This is a genomic window from Enterococcus sp. AZ191 (genome assembly GCF_051713845.1).
Lineage (GTDB): Bacteria > Bacillota > Bacilli > Lactobacillales > Enterococcaceae > Enterococcus_B > Enterococcus_B durans.
The window spans coordinates 2002985-2029328 of sequence record NZ_JBIOQS010000001.1 but is presented as its reverse complement, the minus strand read 5'-3'; the positions used below and the strand labels follow the sequence as shown (position 1 = coordinate 2029328).

The following is a 26344-nucleotide window of genomic DNA, read 5'->3' as shown; positions in this document are numbered from 1 at the left end:
CATGAGTGAAAAGGTATTGTATCAACACGGAACCTTAGGCGCATTGATGGCCGGCTTGATGGACGGAACTGAAACGATCGGTCAAGTACTCAAACATGGAACGTTGGGACTAGGCACATTACATGGATTAGATGGAGAAGTCATTTTCTTGGATGGGGAAGCCTATCAAGGTCGTTCTGATGGCGCAGTCATACGATTGACAGGAGAGGAACTGACGCCTTATTCTGCCATTACAGACTTCACAGCCGATCGTTCATTTGATGTAACAACAGCAACAGAAGGCGAAACATTAAAAAAAGACATCCTTGACAAAGAAGATGGGAAAAACTTGTTTTTAGCGATAAAAATCACAGGTACCTTCAAAAAAATGCATATCCGAATCATGCCAAAACAAGAAAAACCTTATCGAAGATTAGCCAAGATTTCTGAATCGCAACCGGAGTTCTATCAAGAGAATGTCCAAGGTACGCTCGTAGGATTTTTTACCCCAGAACTATTCCAAGGTGTGGCGGCAGCTGGGTTCCATCTGCATTTTATTGATGATACCAGAAAATTTGGTGGGCATGTCATGGAATTTGAATTAGCGAATGGTACTGTTGAAAGTAGCCAAATCGAAAGCTTAGTCCAACACTTTCCAGTAAATGATCCGACTTTTGTTCAAAGCGAAATCGACTATGCAGATTTGGAAAAAGAAATCCAACAAGCAGAATAGATACGGCAATCAAGCAATCATGGTTGTGTTACCAATAAAAATGAGAGAGCGTGGGGAAAAAAGTGTGACTTGCTTTTTCTCACACGCTTTTATTGTTTGAGGGTGAATAGAAAGCGGTGGAATGCGGAGAAAACAAATTTTTCAACTCTTTTAAATTTATAGACTAGTCAGACCACGATTTCTAGGCTATAATTTCTTGCATAGAAGGAGTGGATGGGGTCATGTGGACAGAGAAACAAAAAAAGGATGCATACCAGATATTATTATTACAGCAAGAAGGACTATTGGAAGCTGAAGACAATTGGTTAGCTAACTTAGCCAATTCTTCCGCACTTTTAAATGAGACCCTACCAGAAACAGTTTTTGCCGGCTATTATCTTTTCGATGGCGAAGAATTGATTTTAGGACCCTTCCAAGGACGCGTGTCTTGTACGCGAATCAAAATGGGCAAAGGTGTTTGTGGGGAGTCTGCACAAAAACGGATCTCATTGATCGTTGCCGATGTTAAAACCCATGAAAACTATATTTCATGTGATTCAGCAGCGCAGTCTGAAATCGTCGTACCAATGGTCAAAAACGACCAATTGATCGGAGTATTAGACATTGACTGTGGCGTCACCAATGGCTACGACCACATCGATCAAGAAAACTTGGAGAAATATGTAGCGCTTTTAGTTGAAAATATGCCAATTAGTGTTATTTCTAAATGAAAAATGAGGATGAAATAGTAGTGTCGAGCCGAAAAAATTAAGAAGAAACTGAGAGAGTCGCAGTTCAATTTTTGAAAATGTTGGTTTATTTTTTCGATGAAAGTCCTTCTGTCTCTATGATTTCTCAAAATTTAGCGGATGAGGTGAAAGTATTGTTACTTTTGCCTCATTTTTTTGAAATATTATAATGGTTTTTAGTTTTCATAATATAATTTTAATGTTATTATCATTTTGTAAAATGTTAAAACGATTAAAGGTGGATGAGATATGAGTAACGAAGAAATCATTTTAGGACAAAAATATGCTTGCCAACCAATTGGCTTAAAAAACAAAGTAATTGGCGAAGTGATCAGTAAAATGGAAAATTGTGTCGTTTTATGTATAGAGGAATACCAAGAGTGCGACCATGAAGAAATATTAGAAAAATGCGGTAAAGTTGTCGCAAAGTATTCGGAAGTTTGTGAATTGCATGAGATACCACACCAGCTAGAATTTATGAACATGCAGTTGTTTCTTGATTCATCACTAGTATCATATTGATAGCACTCTGAGCAATTAAGGAGAATGCTTGAAACGGTTCATTTTACATCGGAAATTCAGTAATAAGCCAATATTTTTAGACTTGCTCCTACAAAATAAAGCTAGAAAGTTGAGGCGTGTGGTTGCTTCAACTTTTTTGTCTTGCTACTTTACAAATTTGAAGATATCGTCTATATTATTGACAAGTCAATAATTGATTAGTCAATGAAGGAGGAAAATGATGGATTTAAGAAAACTAAGCCAGTTGCTCTATCAAATCAAAATTATTAGTCAAGAGGGTACAGCTTTATTTGAAAAAAAGACTGGTTTCAGCTTGACTAGATATGAGCTGCTGATGTTTTTAAGTGAACATGGGGAATGCTTGCAGAGTCAGATCCAACTAGAGATGAAAATTGACAATGCAGCTATCTCACGGCATTTAAAAATATTGGAAGAGAAAGGATACGTTATACGAAAAAGAAATCCGGAAAATAATCGTGAAGTATTCGTTTTACTTTCAGAAAAAGCAATCAAAGAATTGGCTCATTGTGAGAAAGATCATCAAAAATCCAATAACTCTTTGTGTCTCTCTTTATCTGAGAAAGAACTAATTGAACTAACTCGATTATTAGATAAGTTATATCAAAATACCGATGAATAAAGAAAGAAGCGAAAAGAATGAGCAAAGAATTAGCAAACAATGATTTTTCAGAAATCGTATTTGGTAGAAAATCAGTACGTGTCTATGATGAAAGAGTGAAAATCTCTCATGAAGAAATGTTAGAAATGATCCAAGAAACAACAACAGCTCCTTCATCAGTAAATCTACAACCTTGGCGCTTTGTTGTAGTCGAAAGTGAAGAAGCAAAAGCTAAATTAAAACCACTGATCCGTTTCAACACACGTCAAAATGATACTTCTTCTGCAATGGTCTTGATTTTTGGAGACATGGAATGCTATGAATACGGCGAAGAAATCTACAACCAGGCAGTAGAAGAAGGAAAAATGCCAGCTGAAGTCCGTGACCAACAATTAGCAGCTATTATTCCTTACTACAAAAACCTTACTCGTCAAGAAATGAATGATGTTATAAAAATCGATGCTAGCTTAGCTGCAATGCAGTTCATGTTAATTGCTCGTAGTCATGGGTATGATACTAATCCAATCGGTGGATTTGAGGCCGATCAATTGGCGGAAGCTTTTGATTTAGATAAAGAACGTTATATACCTGTTATGATTCTATCAGTAGGTAAAGCAGTAGACCAAGGGTATGAATCTGTTCGTTTAGCTTCAGAAAAAATCACATCTTTTAAGTAAAGCGAGGGAACTAATATGATCGTAATCAATGCAAAATTTTCTATTAAACCTGAAAAAAGAAATGAATTTTTAGCAGAAGTTAAAAATTTAACCGAAGCAACAAAAAAAGAAGACGGTTGTCTAAGTTATAAATTGTTTGAATCAATTGATACAGAAAATGAATTTGTCATGATCGAAAACTGGCGGGATCAACAAGCTGTAGAGGGACATAACCAAAGTCCATTATTGCAAAAATTATTCCATAGCATGCCAGAATACAGCAGTAAAAAATCAGAGATTGTCGTTTCAAAAACAATTGACTAGAAAACAATAGCTTTCTATACATTTATTAAACCAATGAAAAACGTGAGAATTAGACTTAGCTGTCGGTTTCTCACGTTTTTTTGTTCCAACTATCAGGTCCTGCTGCCTAGTACTCAGTCTCTGGTAAGTAACGATGTCTTCTTACTTAGCGGTTCTTTTTTCTCATTATCAAGTGCAGATGCAGCTTTGTTTTTTTTAGTTAGTTGGGAAATAGATGGTAAAGGAGGGGCCTTAAATTTAGAAACGACACTTGTAGTTATACCCCCGTTTCGCATTGAAAATTGAAGATGTTCAGTAGTAACCTGGTAGAGCATGAAATTAAACAATTCATTTTTGTAGTGATAATCTGGAGGATTCATTGTTTTATACAATTTCGTTTTGACTTCAAGCGTAGTTGATGACAAGAGATCGCTCCAATTGAATTGCGGATAAGCAATTTGAGCTGCTTGGTAGAAAGAATCAAAATCAGTGTCTTGGTGCTGCCAATCATAAGTGGAAAACTTTTTCGTATCTGCCGAATAGAACTTTAACTTTTTTTCGATCTTTTCTTTTAACAACTCTATAGTGAGCATTTTTTCTATGTATATAAGATCATCTAAAGGACAAAGTTTTTGCGCAAGTTCTTTTGCAATCAATTCATACTGTACGCTGAAATTATCAACTGTAATCATTCTACTTTGAAGTTGACGGACAAAATATTTTTCTATACTTGGCAAAGTCAATTGTTTAGCAGCGGAAATGGTTTGATCAAAAAAAGATTGATCCTCAGGCTTTTTGCTTTTTAAGTGGGAGAGACACACTATTATATCTTGTTTTGTATACTTTTGTTGATAGTTATTTATTTGTTGTTGGCGATAGGAAAATATAGAATGGAGTAATTCCTGTTTTAAACTATTCTTTTCTTCTGGTTTCATATAGTTCCCTCTTTTCGAATAACTTTTTATACAGTATGAAGTAAAAATTCCAACAATGGACAACAGTTTTTCCCTATGTAATTAATTTTTGTTTTTGAAAAAAGTTTACTTAGTAAAATCGATAGCACAAAAATCAGAAAGTCAGCATTAGGATAGCTAAAAGAAAAAATTTTTTCTTAGTCCCTTTAGTTATTGCTGTAATTTTATAGGGTGAACGAAAGAGAAAAAAGGTAGACAATACAAAAATTTATATGGGAGTGGGACAAATCAAAAGTCAGTTTTGCTACAGACTCTCGAATAAACGGCGGGAGCAGAAGCAACTCCTTCTTAAATAAGCCGAAATTCACAAAAATTTGAAAAGCAATTTTCGTTCATTTCTTCTTATTTCTCGGAGTTAAACACTTCTGTCCCAGCCTCTCTCAAATAAACGGCGTCCAAAAGTCAGGTTTTTTGAAATTTCTCAAACCTAATTGACTTTTGTCTCGACCTCCTAATAGTAAGTAACCAATCTTGACTAGGTTTATTTTCACCATTAATAGAAATAAAATTTTATTCTTGATTGACAAATCAAATGAACTCTGCTATTTTATTACCAATCATTAAAATGCGATGAAAAAGAAAGTAGAGTAACCATGTACGCTAAAGAGAATTCCTGCTTGGTGAGAGGGGATGCGCATCAATTACTTGAAAATGGCTTTTGAGCGGATTTCCCGAATTTATGAAGGAAATACGGTTGTCCCCGTTAACAAGACACAGTCTCCAAGATGCAAACTTTTTGGGTACTGATCGAGATGAAATCTGTGAGGATTTTATGATTAAAGGTGGTAACGCATGTCCAATGCCCTTAGCAAATTTTTGCTAGGGGCATTTTTTGTATTTGTTTTTAAGCAAGGATGACTATCTTATAAAGAGACTCATCGGACATAAAGAATTGGAAGGTGGACGAATTATGGCAGGTTTTTTAGTAGTACAAACCGATTTTGGGTTGCAAGATGGCGCGGTAAATGCAATGTATGGAGTGGCTTATCAAGTTGAGCCTAACTTGATCATCAATAATCTCACTCACGAGATTGAACCATACAATATTCATGATGCAAGTTACCGTCTATTGCAAGCAGCAAGTTATTGGCCAGCGGGCACGGTATTTGTTTCGGTTGTTGATCCTGGGGTTGGTTCAACGCGTCGAAGTGTCGTGGTGGAATTAAAAGATGGGCAATATGTCATCACGCCAGACAATGGGACATTGACATATTTGGCACAATACGTAGGAATCAAAGAAGTCCGTCAAATTGATGAAGAAACACAGCGCTTGCCAGGTTCATCAGAAAGTCATACATTCCATGGACGCGATGTCTATGTGTACAATGGGGCTCGACTAGCTAGTGGAAATGTACGATTTGACGAACTAGGTTCAGTCATTCCAACAAGCGAGTTAGTAACATTCCCATTGATTGCTCCTGCTCAAAATGAACATAAAACGACAGGTACGATCGATATCACTGATATTCGTTTCGGCTCACTTTGGACGAACATTCCGGTGGATTTTTTCAAAAATTGGCAAATTGAATATGGACAAAGTTTACTAGTAAAAATATACTATCAAGGTGTAGTCCGTTACCAAGATGAGGTTGTCTTTGGACGTTCGTTTGCTCAAGTAGCGTCAAAAAAAGCGGTATTATACATCAATTCATTATTGAACGTTGGTTTAGGGATCAATCTGGATTCATTTTCAGTTGTATATAAGATCGGAACAGGTAATGACTGGAAAATCGAACTGACAAAGAACTAAGAAAAGAAGCACTTATTACGTATTAATTAAAAAGGGGTAAAAAATATGAGTAAGAAATTCACGGTAAAACACATTGTAGCAATTGGTATCGGCGCAGCGGTCTTCTTCATTTTGAAACGTTTCGTAACTATTCCAACAGGGATTCCTAATACGGATATCGCAACGGCGTATCCTTTCTTGGCATTGTTAGGCGTTGTTTATGGCCCTATCGTTGCAGGGTTAGCAGGCTTTATCGGCCATGCACTTGGTGACTTGACGACCTATGGGGCATGGTGGTCATGGATCATTGCTTCAGGTATTTTAGGTGTCTTCTTTGGCTTGTTAGCTAAACGTATCCCAATCGAACAAGGAACTTTTGGGAAAAAAGAAATTGGGACATTTCTTGTTGGTGAAACGATCGCCAATTTGATTACATGGGTAGTGATTGCACCAATCGGAGATATCTTGATCTATGCGGAGGCACCAAGCAAGGTCTTTACACAAGGTATCATTGCAGGGATCACAAATGCGATTGTAACAGGTGTTATCGGTGTTATTTTGCTAAAAGCCTATGCACAGACGAAAACGAAAAAAGGTAGCTTAAATAAAGAAGATTAGAACGTGAGGATATAAAATGATCGAGTTTCATGATTTTACATTTCAATATGATAGCCAAGCCGAACCCACGCTGAAAAATATCAATTTGTCCATCAAACAAGGAGAAAAGATTTTGATCATGGGACCTAGTGGCTCAGGAAAATCTACCTTAGGGAAATGTTTGAATGGTATCATCCCGCAAAATGAAAAAGGTAGTTTTACTGGGAGTTTGAACATCAACGGGAAGTTGTTTGGCGAATCTACCATCTATGACCTTTCGTTAGATGTGGGGACAGTATTGCAAGATACGGATAGCCAATTTGTTGGTTTGACCGTGGCTGAAGATATTGCATTTTCATTGGAAAACGAGATGATTGAGCAAACGGAGATGCGCAAGGCGGTAAATTATTGGTCTGAAAAAACCAATCTATCGGAACAATTAGAAAAACGCCCACAAGATCTCTCTGGTGGTCAGAAGCAACGTGTAACGATGGCTGGCGTCTTGATTGATGAAACGCCGATCCTTTTGTTTGATGAACCTTTAGCCAATCTCGACCCACAAACGGGGTATGAAGCGATTCAAATGATTGACCAGTTGTATCAGTCGCAAAAATTTACAACAATCATTATCGAACACCGTTTGGAAGAAGTTTTAGCAGCACCAATCGATCGTGTTATTCTAATGAACGAAGGAACGATCATCGCAGATAGCACGCCAACAGAATTACTAAAAGGTGACCTTTTGACAATGTATGGTATACGCGAACCTTTGTATATCTCTGCTTTGAAACGTGCGGGTATTTCTTTGGAAGAGTTTTCTGATCTAACACAGGTCGATCAACTAGTTTCCCCAGAAATAGCAACGGCGTTATCCAAGGATCAGGGAGAATTCAAAGCAATTCCGTTAAAAGAAACGCCATTACTGACACTGAAAAATATTTCCTTTGGCTTTGGGGATGAACAAGTCATCAAAAAAATTGACTTGACACTTTATCAAGGAGAAATGGTCAGTCTTGTTGGGCATAATGGGGCAGGCAAGTCTACGCTGTCGAACCTGATCACAGGTTTTTATCCTCTTCAAACAGGTGAACTATTGTGGAAAGGGCAATCCATTGCAAATGAAAGTATCAAGGAACGAGCCGATAAAATAGGTTACGTGTTGCAAAATAGCAATCAAATGCTATCGAAGAATATGATTTTTGAAGAGGTCGCATTAGGGTTGGAGAACCAGGGTGTCGATCCTGAGGAGATCCAAGAAAAAGTTTTTGACACATTGAAGGTCTGCGGACTCTACGAATTTCGTAATTGGCCAATCTCTGCATTGAGCCACGGGCAAAAACGCCGAGTAGCAATTGCAACTATTTTAGTACTCGAGCCTGAATTACTGATCCTCGATGAACCTACAGCGGGGCAAGATTATTACCATTATAATGAAATGATGACCTTTTTACGCACGTTGAACCAGCAAGGAATTACCATCTTGATGATCACCCATGATATGCACCTGATGTTGGAACACACCCGACGGACGTTGGTATTGAAACAAGGACAGATCATCGCGGATGAGACCCCTGCCAATGTCTTATCTTCGGCAGAATTAGTTGCCTCAGCAAGTCTGCGTGAAACGAGTCTCTATCGTTTGGCACAAAACAATCATTTAGCAGATGCCACCGATTTTGTGTCGGCATTCATGCAGCATGAGGAGGTACCTACTGATGGCAGATAATAATTTGATCGGTTATTTGCCGAAAAAAACGGTGATCCATCAACTTAGCGGCTTCACTAAATTGTTGTGTTTTTTAATGATTTCAATAGTTGGGATGATTTCTTATGACACACGTTTTTTGCTAGTGCTTGCGCTTTTCTCTATTATTCTTTTTCGAACAGCAAAAATTACGTATCGTGAGATTTCCTTTGTATTGAAATTCATCGCATTCTTTTCGATTTTGAATTTGCTGACGGTTTATCTATTTGCACCAGAATATGGTGTGACGATCTATGGAACAAGACATGTGATTTTTGAAGGAATCGGCCGGTATACACTCACACAAGAACAACTTTTTTATGAGTTCAATCTGCTGATCAAATATTTCGTCACGATTCCACCAGGTTTGATCTTTATTTTGACGACGAACCCTAGTGAATTGGCATCAAGTATCCATCGAGTAGGTGGATCATATAAGATCGCTTATGCTTTTTCTTTAGCATTGCGTTATATCCCAGATATCCAAGAAGATTTTCGAACGATTTCAAAAGCACAGCAAGCTCGAGGAAATGAGCTATCCAAGAAAGCCTCGTTGATGAAACGAGTAAGTGGCAATTTAACGATTGCGATTCCTTTGATTTTCTCCAGTTTAGAACGAATCGAAACGATTTCTTCGGCGATGGAGCTTCGTCGTTTCGGTAAGAAAAAAAGCCGCACTTGGTTGTTAGCTAAACCCTTGAAGCGCAACGATTATTTGGCATTATTACTGGTAATCTTATTGTGTGCCGCAGGGATCTCTTTATTGTTCATCGATGGCGGACGCTTTTATAATCCGTTTGGCTAGAGTTTTGGATATATGTCTCAAGACAAAAAATTGGAAGACTGAAAATCTTTTTTACGATTTTCAGTCTTCCAGTTTTTGTTTGTTAGTGAAAGCCTCATTGACTTACTCATTATCAAAAAAATTGATTTTTCGGTGGATTTTCTGTCAAAAACAAGGACGGATCACTGTTAGATTGGTTCAATGATTTTCAATAGTTAGAATAAAACAGCAGAAGCTAATGCTTGTTGAATAGCTACAATATTTTTGTCCTTGCGGAATTGTAGACTCTCGGCTGGAAGTTCAGCGCTAGAAATCCAAATTTTCAACTCTGCATCTAAATCAAAATGACCACTTGTTTCTACAGAAAAACGTGAGATCGATTTATAAGGAATCGACTTATATTCTACTTTTTTACCAGTGACGCCTTGTTTGTCAACAATAATCAATCGTTTGTCTGTAAAAACAATTAAGTCTCTTACTAATTTAAAAGCTAAATCAACGTTTTCATTAGGGACTAAAACCCCTTGTAGTTCTTTTTCTACAGATTTATTATCATGTTGTGCAGCATTTCCCATTAGTCCATCGAATAATCCCATTTCTTGATTCCTCATTTCTGATATAATAGATTTGTCATTTTTAAAAGATGGTCCGTGTGGCAACACGGGTTTTAATTTTATAAAAGAAAGCGACAAGACTTTCTAACAGAACCGATTCATTTTTCTCCGAATAATTCAGTTGGCATTCATAAGTTTTGATAAGATATCTTCCTAAAAGTCCTTTTTAGTTTTTTACTAAAGAATATACTTGATCTTCATGAACATGTATTCACAAAAGCATAGGAATGGTAAATCAATAGCTACGATTAACTATATATTTATGATGACTTAAAAACTGATGTGTGTCAATGAGTTAGTCGAATTGTAGTTTACAAATAGAACCGTGGAAAAATAGTTTAGGAATTCGTTAGGAGAAAACGAAATAAATGCAGAAATCCGTATTACTTTAGTTGTTACTGAAACTGCTGACTAATACTTGTTACATAAAATTTCGAGCAAATTGGATTTATTAAGGAATACAATTATGATGATATTTATAATAATATTATCAAATGAATAGTGGTAATGTGGCGAGAAAGTCGACAACTAAAATAGCAGATAAGCCAAACAAGAAAAACATTTAGATTTATGGATTTAATTATTGGAAGGTTGATGAGTAATGATCACGATTATGGATTATCCAGAATATAAAAAAAGTATCCAGAAAAATCCATGTCAGAGTGGTTTGCGTATCAGGCTCCGTTAGTTTTAGAAAATATGAGGGAAGAGTATCAAGATGTGAAGCAACAGTTGAGTGGATCTGAGCAATTAAGAGCGGAAGAAATCATTCAAGTATATGAACAAGAATTCTTAAAGTAGCATTCACTTCAAACTATTATTAAGCTTTTTGATGCGAACTAAAAGAAGGTTTAAAAATCCAGACTACAAAAGATTTCATCTGGGGACCATTCGACAAATTAAATATTTGAAATTCCCTTTTCTCAGAAGGATATTGTGATGCAAAAAAAATACAAAATTTTTTCATTCTTCTTCTTAGTCAAAATAAAAAAACGTTGATTTAACAACGTTTTTTACACCTGTTTGTTTGCCTCAACAATACATATATGGAGACGGTGGGAGTCGAAGTGTTTTGCTACTTAAAAATAAGAAACAACAGATTACTGTTATATCAATGTTTCTCGAATTTTATTTTAGACAGAAACACTTAAAATTAAGCTAAAAATAGCTCTAGTTTAAAAATTTTGGGTCAAAAGTGTGTCATTTTAGTAAATAAATATGTGTATAAATCAGTATTTTATCGCAACTAAATCTTTTAAGTTTTTTATCAAAAAACACATAAATATACAAAAAAGTAGTCTAATCGCTTTTAGACTACTTTTTTATATATCTTTATATATAAATTATTAAGAAATTCTTAAGATTGATAAAAATGACAAAAAATATTTTATAGTATATAACTTTTATACTCAATCATATCGCAAAAATTAGAAATGCTTACATATCAACAATGTTGATGTATCAATGATTGACAGTTTAATTTTTATGGTATATTTGATTGATACATAAATTAAAAATAAAGTCAACATTTAAATTTGACTTTATTTTTAAATATGCTATAACTGTAGATGTAACAGACATAAGTATTATATCTTTATAAATACAAAAATAAAAAAGGGGGTAATTAACTTGAAAAATAAAGACAAAGAAGGTGTTTTAAGACAAGAGTTGTTAGATTTAGTAAATAAAAAAGGAGTAAAGCAATCATTTATAGTTAGTAATTGCAATATATCTAAACAACATTTAAGCAACTATTTAAAAAAAGGTTACAACATTAGTAATAATAAGCAATCAGAGTTAAAAAAATTTCTTAAAAATTATTATATCTAATTAAATACAAAAAATAAAAGGAAGGTAAATATCATGAAAAATAAGGAAATTAAGCAGTTAGAAGAATTAGGATTAGAAGAAGAACAAATTGAAATATATTATGCTTTAGTAAGTGATTTAAGTCGAAGACATACATCTGAACAGTCTGAAGCATTAGCATTATATATTGTTTTAAGAGCTAATGCTATAACTAATTCTATTTTTGACAAGGATTTTTAATAAAAATTTTCAAAATAAATATTGTATCTAAAATAATATAAAAATGGAGTGATTGGAATGTCGACAAAAAGACAAGAAGAACAATTATTTAATCAATTAATATTCAGTAATGAAGAAAAATGGGCAATAGAAACATTGAGAGATTTAATCAGCAACCATGAAACATGCAAAAACAGCTACTTCTGGAGTTCAAGCTTGAGTGCAAATGGTAGAAGAGCAACAGAGCAAAGATATAGTAGGTATGAAGAGTTTAATTTAGAAAATGGTGGATTGTTAGTAGTTAAACAGAATCTAAGCCAATCATGCAGACATACTTATTACAGCATGAATATCTATATTAAAGATAATGATATTGAAATTAGAAATATGAATCTTAAAACACTTAAATCACTATTAAATCAATACTTAACATACAGTTTAGAATCACAATCAGTAACACTTTAAAGTGTTTTAAAAAATTTAAAAATAATTATTGTATTCATTTGAATACTAAAAAATAAAAAGGACGGTAAAAATACTATGCAAAAAATTATTGAAGGAAAAAAATATGACACAGAAACAGCAACATTAATAGCAACTTATGAGTACTCTAATCAAAGAGATTTTAATTATTGTTTAGAAGAGCTTTATCAAACTAAAAAGGGGGCATTTTTTATGTATGGTGAAGGTGGTCCATTATCAAAATATGCGAAAGAAATCGGAAATAATACAACATCAGGTAGTTGTGAAATATATCTAGTTTCTGAAGAAGAAGCTAAAGAATTTGCAATGGAAAACTTAGGTGCTGAGGATTTTGAAGAAATTTTTGGAGAAGTTGAAGAAGGTTGATTTTAAAGGTTTTTAAGTAGTTAGATATTAAGTTATCTAACTACTGATAAAGTTTTTAAAATTTAAAAACTAAAAAAATGACAGAAGGGAGTGTAAACATGCAAGTATATTTAGATAATCAACAATTTAAAAACAAACCAAAAAATTCAGAAATTGGAATAATCACAAACAAAATATATAAACAAAAAGCAGATTTAGATTTAAGAGATTTGGCTGAAGAAATAGCTGAAAAAGGCAGAACAGTAATGTTAGCAACTTATATAGCTAACTTAAAACAATCAGAATTAGAGCAACAATCACTACTAATGCTTGATTTTGATAACACAGATTTAAATAATCAATTTACTTTAGAGCAAGCACTTAATGATAAATTTATTAAAGACAATGCTTGCTTTATGTATAGAACATTTAGCGATTCTAAAGCAGTTGATAAGTTTAGAGTTGTATTTGCTTTAGAATCTGAATTAAACACAGCAGACGAAGTGACAAGAGCATATAGAACTTTATTATCTAAATATCCTCAAGCAGATAGACACACAATTAACCCTAACCGCCTGTTTTTTGGGAGTAATAGTGGTTTTATAGAGATTGATTTTAATAATAGACTTAAAAAATCTGAAGTGGTAAAAGAAGTTTTAGAAGTAAAAGAAAAAGTAAAGAAATATAAAGTAAATATACCTAAAAAATTTGAAATCATTGATAATACTAATGTTTCTGACTTAATCAAAGACAAAAAATTTAAGCAAGCAAAAGAAATTATTGCTATTAAATATAGCAATACTAATGTTTTAAATAATCAATTCAAAAATGAAACAAGTGTAAATCATTTCTTTAAAACTGAAGTAGATATGTTAGAGTTCCTTGATTTACCGACAAAAAAATCATTTAATTGCATTGTTTTTGAAGATAATAAGCCATCTGCAGGAGTTTACATTTCTGAAACAGAAACACAAATTTATCATAATTTTGCTAACAATTTTAGAGCGGATTTAGTAAGATTAGTTGCAAAATTGGCTGATATAACAGCTTTTGAGGCTATCGAGTTATTAATGTATCTAACAGATAGTAGTTTAATTACAGACACATTGATACAAAGACAAATCAGAACAGTTGATTATCTAATTAGTAATTTAGAAAACCCTGATTTATCAACTCTTTATCCAACTAGTTATAAATTTTTAAACAGAAATTTAGAAGAAATCACAGCAATGCTAAAAATTGTTTCTGAATACAAATATATTGATTCGCAAGGAAATGTTAAGATAATGAGCTATCTAACTGTTGATAATCTAACAAAACAAATTAATCATAAAATTAAACACAAAAATGTTACTAAAGAAACAGTAGTTAAATGTATGTATTTGTTGACTTTGACAGATATTTTAATCAAAGAAAAAATAGAAAATGTGGATAAGCAATTATTGGAAAACATTGATAAATCAAGAGTTAAGAGTAATAATGAAACAGATTTAAAAAGATATAAAAGATACCCAAACTTTTTAAGCATTACTGATAATGCAGATTTAGAAACTGTCGAAAGTATTCTAAAAGAGTTAGATTCTAAAAAATTTACAGTCAAAGGGAGTCTTAATTTTGAATGGTTATATACTAATTATTCCAAGGAAATAGCATTAAAAGTATTTCCCCAAAAATTTGATTCTGAAGTTAAAAATATTACTGATAATTTAGTGATAAGTAATGATTCGACCAAAAAAATTGAAATGATAATGAGTGTGATACATACTTATCTAATAGAAAATGATACAAATTATATTAAAAATTCAACATTAGTTGAATTATTGAAGAAAAATAAATTTCCGAAAATACAGAAAAATCTAACAAAGTTTAGAAATAAAGTGGTGCTAGAATATAGCAATTATTATTCACAAGATTTAGCTTTTGATAAAATATCTAAAGAATTAAAAGAGCAGTTAGATATTGATAAATCAGAAGTAATAAAAGGTAATGTATTTTATTTAAAATAATAAATGAAAGGAGAGTACTGATTTAACAGTATTCTTTTTTATTTGCTATTATCTATCTCTTTATTCAATATTTAAGAATAAGCAATATACTACATAAATTAATCATTATCAATGTAAGCTAAATACTGATATATCAACCTTATCTTTACTTTAATTGCTTCATAGCCCCCCTATATATAATATAAATATTACTTTAGGGGGGCTATAAAAGGTTTGCCTTGAAATATCAAGCTTTAAAGCACTTATTTTTCTAAATTTAATGATTGAGTATTAGCAAGCAGAGCTTGCTTACTTATATAGATGTTTAAATTTAGTCAAATGTGTAAAATTTGCTCTCTATTTAAAACTTTAAAAAAGACTGATATATCAATACTTATTAATTGTTTATCATTAGATATTTACATTATTTGAGATAAAAAACACCTTAAATCGAATAGTTAGTGTAGAATTACCCATAAAAAATTTTTAATTGAATCTGTGAGGTGTTTTTTCAAAAATAGATGCTTAAAACCTTGATATAACAATAATCTTTCTTTTTTGTCAACATGATAAAAACCCCTATAAAATCAAGGCTTTTAAAGGGTCATTTTTTAAGTGTGTTTTGTCATAAATTTTTAGAAAAGCAAAACATTAAATATTGTACTTGATTAGATATAATATTTATGTTATGGTCCAGTTATCAAAAATACAAAACATATAGAAAGAGTTGATAAATATGGATTTTAAAGACCTAAAAACTAAAATTAGAAGAGAATGTAATGCAGAAATCTATGATAATAAGCTTTTAAAAGCAATCGCAACTAAAGTCAAATCATCAGATATTATAATTAGTGCATTTGATTGTTGTGATAATGATAATAATTTATGTTTAGTAGTTGTTACTAAATCTAAAATGATAATTGCAACTAATCAATTTTTTAAATCAGCTAAAATTAGTATGATTAGCTTAAACAACATCACTGACATTAAGCTAAAAAAAGGATTATTTAAACAATCATTGATTGTATCAAATATCAGAAAAGATAGAGTGTTTTATAAAATATCTCAAAAAGCACAGCTAAATAGCTTAATTAGTATGATTTGAGGTGATTTTAAAATGGCAACCTTTAAAGATTATAAACTTAAAAATGGTGAAAAAAAGTGGCTTTTTAAAACTTATCTGGGCAAAGATTTAAATGGTAAAACAGTACAAACAACAAAAAGAGGATTTAATACAATAACAGATGCTAAAAAAGCAGAACTACAATTACAAATTGATTTTTTAGAAAAATTAGAAAAAGAAAAAATTGAAAGAAAAAAAAGAAAAGCTAATTTTAAAGATATTTATCTAAAATGGTTTGAGCAGTACAAAAATACAGTTAAACAATCAACATTAGCTAAAACACAACAAATTTTTAAAAATCATGTTTTAAAAGATTTTGGACATTTAGATATTAATGATATAAAAATAGACTATGCACAATCAGTTTTAAATGAATGGTACAATCATAGTCAATCTAAATATAAAGAGTATTTTAATTATGCTGTAAAAATAATTGATTATGCAATACATTTAGAATTAGTTGATACAAATACAAATGTTTTAAAAAAACTGATTATACCAAGAAAGAGGGAACAAATTGAAAATGAAGAAAAGAAAAAATTTTACTCAAAAGAAGAATTACTGATATTTTTAGAAACATTGAGGAGTTTAGAGAATCAAAAAGCTTATACTTTATTTTATTTACTAGCATTTTCGGGGATGAGAAAAGGCGAAGCATTGGCTTTGAACTGGCAAGATATAGATTTTAAAAATAAAAATTTAACTATAAAAAAGGCACTGACAAGAGGTTTAGACTCTAAATTATATATCGATACCCCTAAAAATAAACAAAGTTTTAGAACGATTAGTTTAGATAACACAACAATTAAAGTTCTTAAAGAGTGGAAAATAAATCAAAAAATAGAACTTGAATCTGATGGATTTATTGTAAAAAATAATCAATTAATATTTAGTAATAGTAACAATACATTGATGAATCCGCAAGTTACAAGAAAATTTATTTTACAAGTATTAAATAAAAATAAAGAGTTAAAATATATCACAACTCATGGATTCAGACACACACACTGCAGTTTATTGTTTGAAGCTGGTGCAAGCATAAAAGAGGTGCAGGAGAGGTTAGGTCACTCTGATGTGCATACAACACTTGATATTTATGCTCATGTTTCTAAACAAATTAAAGCAGAAACAGCAAACAAATTTGCAGATTATGTTTTAAAAAAATAAAAAATTTTGTGTCATTATTGTGTCATTTTACAAAAAAAGATGCTTAAAAACTTATAAATGCTGTCGCATCAAGCTTTTAAGACACCTTTTTTTAAAGTATGGAGGCGGCGGGAGTCGAACCCGCGTCCAAACACATCGACACTTAAAAATCTACGTTCATAGTCAACTCATTTGAGGTTTCGCTTTACAGCTTGCCGAGTGACAGGCATTCTGTATTGCTAGTCTGATGATCTCTTTTAAACTTTACAGACGGAAAAGTTTAACGTATCCCACTAAATTTGAGACCCTTACTCGAGCACATGGGCGATGCCGAGAGGATCTACGCTAACTGTTTTTAGGCGGCTAAAGCGTAAGAGTTGTTTTCGTTTTTAGCAGTTATATTTAACTGTAACGTTTTAACGTAGACGTAACCTACGAAACGCAATTCAAGCTCGAACTGTGCCTGTCGAATCCGTAACGTCCCCGTAAAGATACAAGGGTTACGTATATTTTCATACAAAGCATAGTATACCATAATCGTTCTTTTTTTCAAGGATAAAGAGTTAATTCATCTATATACAGAAACATTGGATGATACGGTAAGCACCAACAATTTTTAGTATAAGGAGTTGCCGCATCATTTCCTGTTTGATCTAAATCAAGTCGAAATGTTTCAATGCGTGGACGATCCCACCTTCAGTATTTTTCTTTGTAATAAAGGTCGAAAGTTCTTTCAAGCCATCATACGCATTTCCCATAGCGATTTTATTGTCACAAGCTTCTAGTAGAGCAAAGTCGTTTGGACCATCGCCAAATCCAAATGTCGCTACATCTGCCAAATCCATTTCTTGTTTTAGACGTTTGACACCAACGCCTTTAGAAATCCCTTTTTTAACGGTATCGATAGAGTAAGGACCATTTCGATAAAATGTCAATTCTGGAAAATGTTCATGGTAGTATTCATCACCTGACTTTGACAAGATCAATAGCATGTTGATTGGATGATCCAAGAAAGCATACGGATTGATTTCTGGAACAGTTGAATGAATGAAATCGTACGCTTCGATCATTGTTTGATCGTGGCCAGTACACCAAATATTTTGATGATTATAAAAAGATAACTGGTGACCTTGGCTAGTGACATGATCGAGCATTCTCTGACACTCATCGGTAGAGAATTTTTCTGAATGGATTTCTTTTCCATCTACGCTGATGTAGGAACCATTCATTGTTACCGCAGAAGTAATACCGGCATCAGACATGATATGCTTGATCTCTGCTTCTGTTCGACCCGTCGCAATGACTGGCAAAACATTATTTTTTTTCAATGCTTCCATAGAGTTTGCCACTTCTGGTGTGATCTTTGAACGAGAATCTAATAAGGTTCCATCAAGATCGAAAAAAGTAATCGCACGATAATTTGACACACAAAAAACCCCTTTATTATTGGATTAACTCTATCTTAACAAAGTTTGAATAAAAGACAAACGTTTCGTGAAGAATTCCTGAATATATTGGTTCAAACCAACTTTTAGAGTATACTAGAAGGAGAGACTTAGGAGGGGATGGGATGATTTTTTTTACTGTCGGAATCGGATTGTCATTCATTGGGATGCTATTTTTACTTGTACCTTCTAAAGGGAATATCCCGTTTTATGGCTACCATTCACCACGTGCAGTCCAGTCAGAAGAACATTTTCGCTTAGCGCAAAAAACGAGTGGTAAATACTTTTTGCTTTTTGGCTTATTGATGGCACTTATTGGCTATTGGCTAAAAATTACAGGACATACGAATTTTTTTATAATTGAAATGCTGGTGTTGGTTTTTCCAATCATGCCTATTTTTATATTAACGGAAAAAAGACTTCAAAAAATGGATGATGAACTTGGGAGGAATAAAGATGAATATTTTGATGATTGAAGATAATCAATCCGTATCAGAAATGATGCAGATGTTTTTTTTGAATGAAGGATGGGAAGCAACATTCAAATATGATGGTAAAGAAGGGCTGGATGCATTTCTAGAAAAACCGAGCTACTGGGATATGGTGACGTTAGATTTGAATTTACCAACGATGGATGGGATGATTGTCGGACGTGAGATCAGAAAAGTGTCCAGCACGGTACCTATCATTATGCTGACGGCACGAGATTCAGAGAGTGATCAAGTGATCGGCTTAGAGATGGGGGCAGATGATTATGTTACAAAACCCTTTAGCCCGTTGACTTTGATTGCACGTATGAAGGCATTGCATCGTCGCAGTGAATTAGTCGAAACAAAGGATGAAGCTGGGAGCTTCGATCAGCATTTTGATATCCAAACGGACCATTTTAAAATGAACACGAAAACACGAGAAGCTTATTTAAATGAAAAACCAATCGAAGGATTGACACCAAAAGAATTTGATTTATTGTTTACGTTAGCAAAAAAACCTCGCCAGGTGTTTTCACGGGAACAACTTTTGGAATTGGTGTGGGATTATCAATATTTTGGAGATGAACGCACGGTTGATGCACATATCAAAAAATTACGCCAAAAAATTGAAAAAGTGGGGCCGCAAGTCATCCAAACAGTTTGGGGTGTGGGCTACAAATTTGATGATTCTGGTGTTGCCTAATGCGGTATCTTTATCAACAATTATTAGCTTTTTGTGGAATGATCGTCCTGATTATTTTGATCGTAGGGGTTTCGTTTACACAATTGACGAAACAAACGATCGAAGAAAACAACTATCAACAATTATTTGGTTATGCAGAGTCAGTTGAAAAATCGACGCAAACTTATTCGGATACATTTCCGCAGATGACACAAGATCAAGCATTTCAAAATGCACTCTTTTTCACTGAACAAGTCTTGTCTGAACAAAATGTCAATTTTATTTTTATTGACAAAAATGAGCGAGTCATCTATCCAACAAATAATACAATATTGGCTTTTTCGATAAATTCGAATCAGTGGGAAAATCTACGAAGTGGTCGACAAGTAAAATATACCTCGAACAAGAATATTTTAGGACAAAACCAAGCAACCTCTTATGCACTTGTTCCTTTTAACTTAGACCATGAATTTTATGGCGGATTGGTGGTTAGTCAGCCAGCTAGAAACATTGATAATAGTGTACGTTCCGTTACTCTGAATCTTTTCAAAGGATTCATTTTTTCGAGTATTATTGCCATTATCGGAAGTTACGGATTTGCAGCTTTCCAGGTGAAACGGATCAATCGTTTAAGAAATGCGACAAAAGAAGTGACGAATGGTAATTTTGATGTGCAATTACCTGTACATGATAAAGACGAATTTGACGAACTAGCTGATGATTTCAATAAAATGACAAATTCTCTAAAAGAGTCACAAGCAGAGATCGAAGAGCAAGAAAATCGTAGAAGGCAGTTTATGGCAGATGCGTCGCATGAAATGCGTACACCTTTAACGACGATTAATGGATTACTTGAAGGGTTAGAATATAATGCAATTCCAGAGAATCAACGGGACAATGCCATCAAGTTGATGAAAAATGAAACAGAGCGATTGATTCGCTTGGTCAACGAGAATTTAGACTATGAAAAAATACGAACGAATCAGATCAGTATGGTCATCAAGAAATTCAATGGAACAGAAACGCTGGAAAATATTGTTGCACAATTAGAAGCGAAAGCAGAGGCGGCTGGCGATGCTTTGGTACTGAATGCAGAACCAGATATAGAAATATATGCAGATTATGATCGTTTTGTTCAGATCATGGTCAATATCATTCAAAATGCGATTCAATTTACAGAAAATGGAACGATTACGATTTCTTTGGAAAAGGGATATCTGGAAACGATCATCAAAATACAAGATACCGGTATCGGGATGTCAGAACAGCAGATGAAGAGCATTTGGGATCGTTACTATAAAGTAGACCCGTCAAGAAAAAATACCAAATATGGTGAATCTGGATTAGGCTTGCCGATCGTTCAGCAATTGGTTCGACTCCACAAAGGTAAATTGGAAGTTGAGAGCGAACTAGGGAAAGGAACGACCTTTACAGTTAAACTGCCAGATGTTGAACTCTAGAGTATATGGAAAAAGAGATCGAGACAAAAGTCGTTTAGGTTGTTTAGGTTTGAGAAATAGGAGAAAAAAAACGAACAATACGTTTTTTGTATTGTTCGTTTTTTTTTAAATTTCCGAAAAACCTGACTTTTGGACACCGTTTATTTGAGAGAGGCTGGGACAGAAGTGTTTAACTCCGAGAAATAAGAAGAAATGAACGAAAATTGCTTTTCAAATTTTTGTGAATTTCGGCTTATTTCCGAAGGAGTTGCTTCTGCTCCCGCCGTTTATTCGAGAGTCTGTAGCAAACCTGATTTTTAGATTTGTCCACATTCTTTTTATTTATCTTGTAAGGAATCTACGTATTGACTGCGGGCAATCGTCTCATCATGTGTAAGAAGTAATAGTGCTACGTTTTGTTTTTTGACTAGACGTTCAAGCAAATCGAGCAGTTCTTGAGTTTCGGCAATAGTTAATAGATCAAAAAAATCTTCTAGAATGATTTGCTGTTTTTTTGCTAATAAAGCATGTAATAATTGTAATTTGATCTTTTCAAAAAGAGTAAGACCATCTGGCTCTTGATCTAGTAAAAACGAGTCTATATTTAGTTCTTCTTGGAACATCAAACGGGACTGCTTATTTTCGGGAATGTTCAAGAGTACTTGATCTTTAACTTTTAAATAAGGGAACAATGGCCAATCTTTCTGAACAAGTAGAGGTTCATTTTTACTTGTAAGAAAAACTTGCTTTTTTAGTTCCTTCAAAAGCTCAAGATTGTTGTGGTCACTCTTTTGATAGAGTATCGCAGTGAGTTTACCGTTGGAAAGGGTACGATCAAATGGTGTCAAAAAAAATCATCCTTCCTTTTTTTAACCGATGATAAAATATAGAAAATTGGAGAATACTCAAGGTCATACTGGTACCTGCCAGCATAAGAACTGTTTGGTAAAATCCTTTTAATGTGTCAATAAGGAAAAGATCATTCACAAAATCAACCTTGAAGAATGTTTGTTGATCCATTGGAATAGCTAATTTTGATGTAGTTGCTAAAGAATGGATATCTGGCATATCAAAGAATTTCAAACAGAGAAAGTTGATTTGTTGAATCATTTCTTGGTAAGAACGTTGGAAGAGCACGATCCATAGTAACAAGACAGTACAACAAATCAATAGAGGCAACATCAATTGCCAGGCAATAAAAAGAAAAATTTTTCCTTTAGATAGTCCAGCTAAACGCCAGTTGATCAATTCTTGACTATCCTGACGAAGGGATCGTTGAAAGAAAAAAATGAACATCACAGAAAATATAGTCAATAGTATGACAATAACTTTCAAATAGAATTGTCTTATCGTAACGATTGAGGGCAAGTTTGCTTTTACTGCGGTAATATCTAAAAAATTGAGACGTTCCTGTACTTGACTATAGATAGTCGTTTGTACATGGTAAAGGTTACAGGCAAGCATCAATAAAAAGGCAGCAATACTTGAAAAAAGACAATAAAATATCGTCTGTTTTTTATAGTAGACTAAACGAGCTGTTGAATACCGAATCATTCTCATCTTTTTTCACCTCTAATCAATTATAAAAAATGAATATGAATAAATTATGAAATTCGTATAGTGAAATAACGAATTCCATTTTTTGATAAAAAAAGCAAGCCCAATAGATCGAGCTTGCTTTTAGTGCTATTTATCTGTTTCTGCTGGTTCTGATGATTCAGTGGAAGTTGTACCGTGTAATTGTTGGTATGTCTTTGTTTCGTAGAGATCTTTTGTTGATTGTTGATTGTTTTTACTGAAGACACTTGTTGATTTATCGCCCAGTGCTTTTTCTTTTTCGGTCAATTGTTCAAGTTGTTTCTTATAATCAAAATCAGTAGCTTCGATTGGTTTTAAACCGGTGTCCGTAGAGAAGCGGAGTAAATCGCCGTTATTGATTTGGTCAGAAACAGCCAATTGTTTGTTTACTTTTTCTTTAAGTGCATCAATCTCATTTTGTACTTCTTGGCTTGGCTCAGTGATTGCTTCACCTGTGTTGTTATCATATATCGTACCACCATAGAACGTATATTTAGGTGTAACAAAATCGCCATCTCGGAAAGCAACAAGTTGCTCATGATTTTTAGAGAACAGGTCTTGTCCCAATTGGATATAATTCTTTGTATCTACCCCTAGAAGGTGGAGCAGAGTAGGAAGTGCATCGACTTGACCACCGTAAGTATGATTGATGCCACCATTGGTTTGTCCTGGTACATGGATCATGTAAGGCACCCGCTGCATTTGGGCATTGTCGTAATTGCTCCAAGTATCACTTGTTTTGCCAACAAGCTCAGCTAATGATTTATTTCTTGAATTAGAAATACCATAGTGGTCACCGTATAACACGATCACTGAATTGTCGTAAAGACCGCTTGCTTTCAAATAATTAAAGAATTCTTCAACAGCTGTATCTAGATAATTTGCAGTTGCAAAGTAACCATTGATCGTTTCATCATTTGTCGAAGCTAACGGGAACCCACCTTCATCATTCGTGAATTTTGAATAAGGATAGTGGTTCGATACGGCAATAAATTTTGAATAGAACGGTTGTTGCAGATGTTCTAGATATTGTACAGATTGTTGGAAAAATGGTTTGTCATGCAAGCCATATTGGAATGAGTTATCATCATTGACATCATAGTAAGAAGCATCAAAGAAATAATCATATCCCAAGTTTTTATATGTTTCATTGCGATTCCAGAATGTTCCAGCGTTACCATGGAAGGCTGCACTTGTATAATCTTGTGTTTGACTCAAAATATCAGGAGCTGCTTGGAAGGTATTTTTGCCACCTAGTTGGGTAAACAAGGAACCTTGATTTAATCCAAATAATGAATTTTCCATCAGTGTTTCAGCATCACTTGTTTTACCTGCTTTGACTTGATGGAAAAAATTATCGAAACTAAATGTGCTATTACTGTGATATAAGCTATTAAGGAATGGTGTAACTTCATGTTCGACACCATTTTCATCTTTTAACTTATAATCCAGTAAAAATTGTTGGAAGCTTTCCAAATGGATATAGATGACATTTCTGCCTTTGGCGATACCGAACATATCGTCATTTGGTTGAGCGTAGTGCTCTTTGACATAGCTTTCTACCTGTTTCATGTCATTCGGACTAGCTTCTGCACGGACTTGGTTTGTTTGATAAGTTTGAACACCGTCATAAACCATGAAAGCATTAAGTCCTAGATATTTAACAAGATAGTCGCGTGAAAATGTTCGTGTGAGTAATTCTGGGCGATCTGCTTCTGCTAAGAAGAGGTTACCAGAAAAAATCATGACAGCTAAAGTCGAAATGGCGAATGCCATTCTTGCACGAATAGGTTGTGGGTCCATCTTAATTTTTTTAGTGATCAATAAAACAGCGATGACCACAAAATCGATCCAATAAAGGATATCGTAAGGTCTGAACAAACGGATGGCACTTTCTCCTAAACCACTTGCTACTTTTCCTGCGCCTAAAATCGTATTGATCGTGATAAAATCAGTAAATTCACGATAATAAGTCACATTAGAGAAAAGGAGGAGGGTCAAAAGAAAATAAATGACCATCATAGTGATATAAGACGCCTTTGTCCGTCTCACGTATAGTGCGATCCCTAATAACAGTAAAGTTGTAGCAATCGGGTTGATGAACAATATAAAATATTGTATCCCGCTTTCTATGCCCAAGTGAAAATCAAATAAGTAGGCGAAAATTGTTTTTAGCCATAATAAAACAGCTAATAAAGAAAAAAATCCAAGCCTTTTATTCAAAAAGTTGGGTGTTTTTATTCGTTTCAACATCTATCTTCCTTTCCGCACTCAAAAATTTTCTGAGTGTTGTGAAGCTAATATTCCTCTTTATTCTACTAGTATGAAAAATAAGTGTCAATCGAAACCGAACGCTTTCATGCCTGATTAAGGATTTCTTTATGTTTTGTGAACGCTAGCACTAAGACAGAAGACCTGATTTTTGGTATACTGAGGAATGAAAAAGTTAAAGTAGGTGAGTCCATGAAAGTACAAATAAAGAAAAAAGCTGGAAATCGTATAAAAAAAGGATACCCGCTGATCCAAAAAGAAGATCTAGCCCAAAATTGTGGAGAAACAACGGAATGGATCGAGTTAGTCGATCAGCAGGGAAACTTTTTAGCTAAAGGGTATTTAGGAAAACAGAACAAAGGAATTGGTTGGGTCTTAAGTCGAAAAAACGAACCATTCGATCAATCCTTTTTTGAAAGAAAATTTTTAGAATCAAAAGAAAAACGTGCTTCTTTTTTATCGGATGAACAAACGAACGCTTTTCGTTTGTTCAACGGTGAAGGAGATGGGATTGGCGGACTGATCATTGATTATTATGATCGCTTTGCTGTTTTTTCTTGGTACAATGAGACTCTTTATACTTACCGTCAATCAATAGTTGTTGCGTTTCAACAAGTGTATCCAGAAATCCAAGGCGCTTATGAAAAAATCCGCTTCGAAAACAATGAGTTACCGGAAAGTAGCTTTATTTTTGGAAAAAAAGCGCCAGAGCCTTTAGTGATCAAAGAAAATGGCGTGCGTTACGCAACTTATCTAAATGAAGGACTTATGACAGGCATCTTTTTGGACCAAAAAGAGGTTAGAGGTACTTTGATCGATGGATTAGCTTTAGGAAAAACGGTTTTAAATATGTTTAGTTATACAGGTGCGTTTTCAGTTGCTGCAGCGATGGGCGGTGCTCTAGAAACAACGAGTGTGGATCTAGCGAAGCGTAGTTTGAAAAAAACACAGGAACAATTCGAAGTGAATGGACTAGATGTTGCGGCACAAAAGATCATTGTTATGGACGTGTTTGAATATTTTAAATACGCAAAACGAAAAAAGATGACTTATGATTTAATCGTACTAGACCCACCAAGTTTTGCTAGAAATAAGAAAAAAGTTTTTCGAGTGGCAAAAAATTATGGCGAGTTAGTAAAAGACAGTCTCGACATTTTGACAAATAATGGACAGCTGATAGCTTCAACAAATGCAGCAAACGTGAGTACTGAGCAATTCAGAGAGATGATCGAAGCAGAATTCATCTCAGCAAATGTCAAATTTGAACAAATAGGGCACTATCACTTGCCTCAGGATTTTCAAACCATCGAAGCCTTTCCAGAAGGAGATTATCTAAAGGTATTTATCTATCAGATCAGGAAATAAGA

The 26344-nt window shown here is 33.8% G+C and carries 28 protein-coding genes, 1 other RNA gene, 2 pseudogenes and 1 other annotated feature; of the genes and pseudogenes, 23 read left to right on the top strand and 8 right to left on the bottom strand.

Annotation, left to right across the window (positions count from 1 at the left end; translation table 11 throughout):
* Position 1 precedes the first annotated feature (1 nt).
* The 6 genes from budA (at position 2) to IGI47_RS09765 (ending at position 3561) form a co-directional block, all read left to right on the top strand.
* Complete coding sequence (gene budA / locus IGI47_RS09790; RefSeq protein WP_311931358.1) at positions 2-712, top strand: acetolactate decarboxylase; 711 nt, start codon at positions 2-4, stop codon at positions 710-712.
* 221 nt (positions 713-933) lie between these two features.
* Positions 934-1422, top strand: a complete 489-nt coding sequence (locus IGI47_RS09785) for a GAF domain-containing protein (protein WP_438784079.1) — start codon at positions 934-936, stop codon at positions 1420-1422.
* 267 nt (positions 1423-1689) lie between these two features.
* On the top strand, positions 1690-1962 hold the full coding sequence (locus IGI47_RS09780) for a hypothetical protein (protein ID WP_438784078.1): 273 nt from the start codon (positions 1690-1692) through the stop codon (positions 1960-1962).
* A 220-nt stretch (positions 1963-2182) separates the two neighbouring features.
* The gene (locus IGI47_RS09775; protein WP_311931361.1) at positions 2183-2602 is read left to right on the top strand and encodes a MarR family winged helix-turn-helix transcriptional regulator; all 420 of its coding nucleotides are present in this window, start codon (positions 2183-2185) and stop codon (positions 2600-2602) included.
* A gap of 17 nt (positions 2603-2619) precedes the next feature.
* Positions 2620-3258 carry a nitroreductase family protein gene (locus IGI47_RS09770; RefSeq protein ID WP_438784077.1) on the top strand — a complete coding sequence of 213 codons (639 nt, stop codon included), beginning with the start codon at positions 2620-2622 and terminating at the stop codon, positions 3256-3258.
* 15 nt (positions 3259-3273) lie between these two features.
* On the top strand, positions 3274-3561 hold the full coding sequence (locus IGI47_RS09765; protein ID WP_311931363.1) for a putative quinol monooxygenase: 288 nt from the start codon (positions 3274-3276) through the stop codon (positions 3559-3561).
* A 113-nt stretch (positions 3562-3674) separates the two neighbouring features.
* On the opposite strand, the gene IGI47_RS09760 is transcribed toward IGI47_RS09765, so the two are convergent.
* Together IGI47_RS09760 and IGI47_RS09755 are read right to left on the bottom strand one after the other, a co-directional pair.
* Entirely contained in the window at positions 3675-4475 is an 801-nt protein-coding gene (locus IGI47_RS09760) for a hypothetical protein (protein WP_438784075.1), read from the bottom strand.
* A gap of 293 nt (positions 4476-4768) precedes the next feature.
* Positions 4769-4888 (bottom strand): annotated as a pseudogene (locus IGI47_RS09755) (DUF3788 family protein); the annotation flags it as partial.
* A gap of 187 nt (positions 4889-5075) precedes the next feature.
* Positions 5076-5324: a binding site (T-box leader), on the top strand.
* Between the two features lie 100 nt (positions 5325-5424).
* Here IGI47_RS09755 and IGI47_RS09750 point away from each other — a divergent pair.
* From IGI47_RS09750 to IGI47_RS09735, 4 genes are read left to right on the top strand one after another with little or no spacing between them, the layout of a single operon-like run.
* Positions 5425-6264 (top strand): SAM hydrolase/SAM-dependent halogenase family protein, encoded by an 840-nt coding sequence (locus IGI47_RS09750; protein ID WP_438784074.1) that lies wholly within the window; start codon positions 5425-5427, stop codon positions 6262-6264.
* Positions 6265-6309: 45 nt separating this feature from the next.
* Positions 6310-6861, top strand: a complete 552-nt coding sequence (locus IGI47_RS09745; RefSeq protein WP_438784073.1) for an ECF-type riboflavin transporter substrate-binding protein — start codon at positions 6310-6312, stop codon at positions 6859-6861.
* 16 nt (positions 6862-6877) lie between these two features.
* Entirely contained in the window at positions 6878-8566 is a 1689-nt protein-coding gene (locus IGI47_RS09740; RefSeq protein WP_438784072.1) for an ABC transporter ATP-binding protein, read from the top strand.
* On the top strand, positions 8556-9389 hold the full coding sequence (locus tag IGI47_RS09735; protein WP_438784070.1) for an energy-coupling factor transporter transmembrane component T family protein: 834 nt from the start codon (positions 8556-8558) through the stop codon (positions 9387-9389). The genes IGI47_RS09740 and IGI47_RS09735 overlap by 11 nt, the downstream gene beginning before the upstream one ends.
* A gap of 194 nt (positions 9390-9583) precedes the next feature.
* Here the strand turns inward: IGI47_RS09735 and IGI47_RS09730 are convergent, their stop codons facing one another.
* Entirely contained in the window at positions 9584-9964 is a 381-nt protein-coding gene (locus IGI47_RS09730; RefSeq protein WP_005876746.1) for a PH domain-containing protein, read from the bottom strand.
* A 672-nt stretch (positions 9965-10636) separates the two neighbouring features.
* Between IGI47_RS09730 and IGI47_RS09725 the strand changes: the two genes are divergently transcribed.
* From IGI47_RS09725 to IGI47_RS09690, 8 genes are all read left to right on the top strand, one after another.
* The gene (locus IGI47_RS09725; protein WP_311931369.1) at positions 10637-10783 is read left to right on the top strand and encodes a hypothetical protein; all 147 of its coding nucleotides are present in this window, start codon (positions 10637-10639) and stop codon (positions 10781-10783) included.
* An 828-nt stretch (positions 10784-11611) separates the two neighbouring features.
* Complete coding sequence (locus IGI47_RS09720) at positions 11612-11812, top strand: hypothetical protein (RefSeq protein ID WP_060470792.1); 201 nt, start codon at positions 11612-11614, stop codon at positions 11810-11812.
* A gap of 33 nt (positions 11813-11845) precedes the next feature.
* The gene (locus tag IGI47_RS09715) at positions 11846-12031 is read left to right on the top strand and encodes a hypothetical protein (RefSeq protein WP_010778191.1); all 186 of its coding nucleotides are present in this window, start codon (positions 11846-11848) and stop codon (positions 12029-12031) included.
* Positions 12032-12088: 57 nt separating this feature from the next.
* The gene (locus IGI47_RS09710; RefSeq protein WP_060470793.1) at positions 12089-12475 is read left to right on the top strand and encodes a hypothetical protein; all 387 of its coding nucleotides are present in this window, start codon (positions 12089-12091) and stop codon (positions 12473-12475) included.
* A 75-nt stretch (positions 12476-12550) separates the two neighbouring features.
* The gene (locus IGI47_RS09705; protein WP_438784068.1) at positions 12551-12859 is read left to right on the top strand and encodes a hypothetical protein; all 309 of its coding nucleotides are present in this window, start codon (positions 12551-12553) and stop codon (positions 12857-12859) included.
* Between the two features lie 98 nt (positions 12860-12957).
* Positions 12958-14844 (top strand): hypothetical protein, encoded by a 1887-nt coding sequence (locus IGI47_RS09700; protein ID WP_438784067.1) that lies wholly within the window; start codon positions 12958-12960, stop codon positions 14842-14844.
* A gap of 715 nt (positions 14845-15559) precedes the next feature.
* Positions 15560-15928 (top strand): PH domain-containing protein, encoded by a 369-nt coding sequence (locus IGI47_RS09695; protein ID WP_010785560.1) that lies wholly within the window; start codon positions 15560-15562, stop codon positions 15926-15928.
* A 12-nt stretch (positions 15929-15940) separates the two neighbouring features.
* Complete coding sequence (locus tag IGI47_RS09690) at positions 15941-17113, top strand: tyrosine-type recombinase/integrase (RefSeq protein ID WP_438784066.1); 1173 nt, start codon at positions 15941-15943, stop codon at positions 17111-17113.
* Positions 17114-17209: 96 nt separating this feature from the next.
* Here the strand turns inward: IGI47_RS09690 and ssrA are convergent.
* Both ssrA and IGI47_RS09680 read right to left on the bottom strand, forming a co-directional pair.
* Positions 17210-17577, bottom strand: a transfer-messenger RNA (tmRNA) gene (ssrA, locus tag IGI47_RS09685).
* A gap of 168 nt (positions 17578-17745) precedes the next feature.
* Positions 17746-18519 (bottom strand): Cof-type HAD-IIB family hydrolase, encoded by a 774-nt coding sequence (locus IGI47_RS09680; protein WP_438784065.1) that lies wholly within the window; start codon positions 18517-18519, stop codon positions 17746-17748.
* Between the two features lie 143 nt (positions 18520-18662).
* Here IGI47_RS09680 and IGI47_RS09675 point away from each other — a divergent pair, with 143 nt between their 5' ends.
* From IGI47_RS09675 to IGI47_RS09660, 4 genes and pseudogenes are all read left to right on the top strand, one after another.
* On the top strand, positions 18663-19013 hold the full coding sequence (locus IGI47_RS09675) for an SdpI family protein (protein ID WP_311931371.1): 351 nt from the start codon (positions 18663-18665) through the stop codon (positions 19011-19013).
* Positions 18994-19710 carry a response regulator transcription factor gene (locus IGI47_RS09670; RefSeq protein WP_104660706.1) on the top strand — a complete coding sequence of 239 codons (717 nt, stop codon included), beginning with the start codon at positions 18994-18996 and terminating at the stop codon, positions 19708-19710. The genes IGI47_RS09675 and IGI47_RS09670 overlap by 20 nt, the downstream gene beginning before the upstream one ends.
* Entirely contained in the window at positions 19710-21149 is a 1440-nt protein-coding gene (locus tag IGI47_RS09665; protein WP_005876860.1) for a sensor histidine kinase, read from the top strand. Before IGI47_RS09670 ends, IGI47_RS09665 begins: the two co-directional genes overlap by 1 nt.
* A gap of 154 nt (positions 21150-21303) precedes the next feature.
* Positions 21304-21423, top strand: a pseudogene (locus tag IGI47_RS09660) (DUF3788 family protein); the annotation flags it as partial.
* 43 nt (positions 21424-21466) lie between these two features.
* Here IGI47_RS09660 and IGI47_RS09655 read toward each other — a convergent pair.
* From IGI47_RS09655 to IGI47_RS09645, 3 genes are all read right to left on the bottom strand, one after another.
* On the bottom strand, positions 21467-21976 hold the full coding sequence (locus IGI47_RS09655) for a hypothetical protein (protein ID WP_311931372.1): 510 nt from the start codon (positions 21974-21976) through the stop codon (positions 21467-21469).
* The gene (locus IGI47_RS09650; protein WP_311931373.1) at positions 21963-22688 is read right to left on the bottom strand and encodes a hypothetical protein; all 726 of its coding nucleotides are present in this window, start codon (positions 22686-22688) and stop codon (positions 21963-21965) included. Before IGI47_RS09650 ends, IGI47_RS09655 begins: the two co-directional genes overlap by 14 nt.
* A gap of 126 nt (positions 22689-22814) precedes the next feature.
* A complete protein-coding gene (locus tag IGI47_RS09645) occupies positions 22815-24956 on the bottom strand; it encodes an LTA synthase family protein (RefSeq protein WP_438784063.1) in 2142 nt (713 codons plus the stop codon).
* Between the two features lie 213 nt (positions 24957-25169).
* Between IGI47_RS09645 and IGI47_RS09640 the strand changes: the two genes are divergently transcribed.
* Complete coding sequence (locus IGI47_RS09640; protein WP_438784062.1) at positions 25170-26342, top strand: class I SAM-dependent rRNA methyltransferase; 1173 nt, start codon at positions 25170-25172, stop codon at positions 26340-26342.
* Positions 26343-26344: the final 2 nt, after the last annotated feature.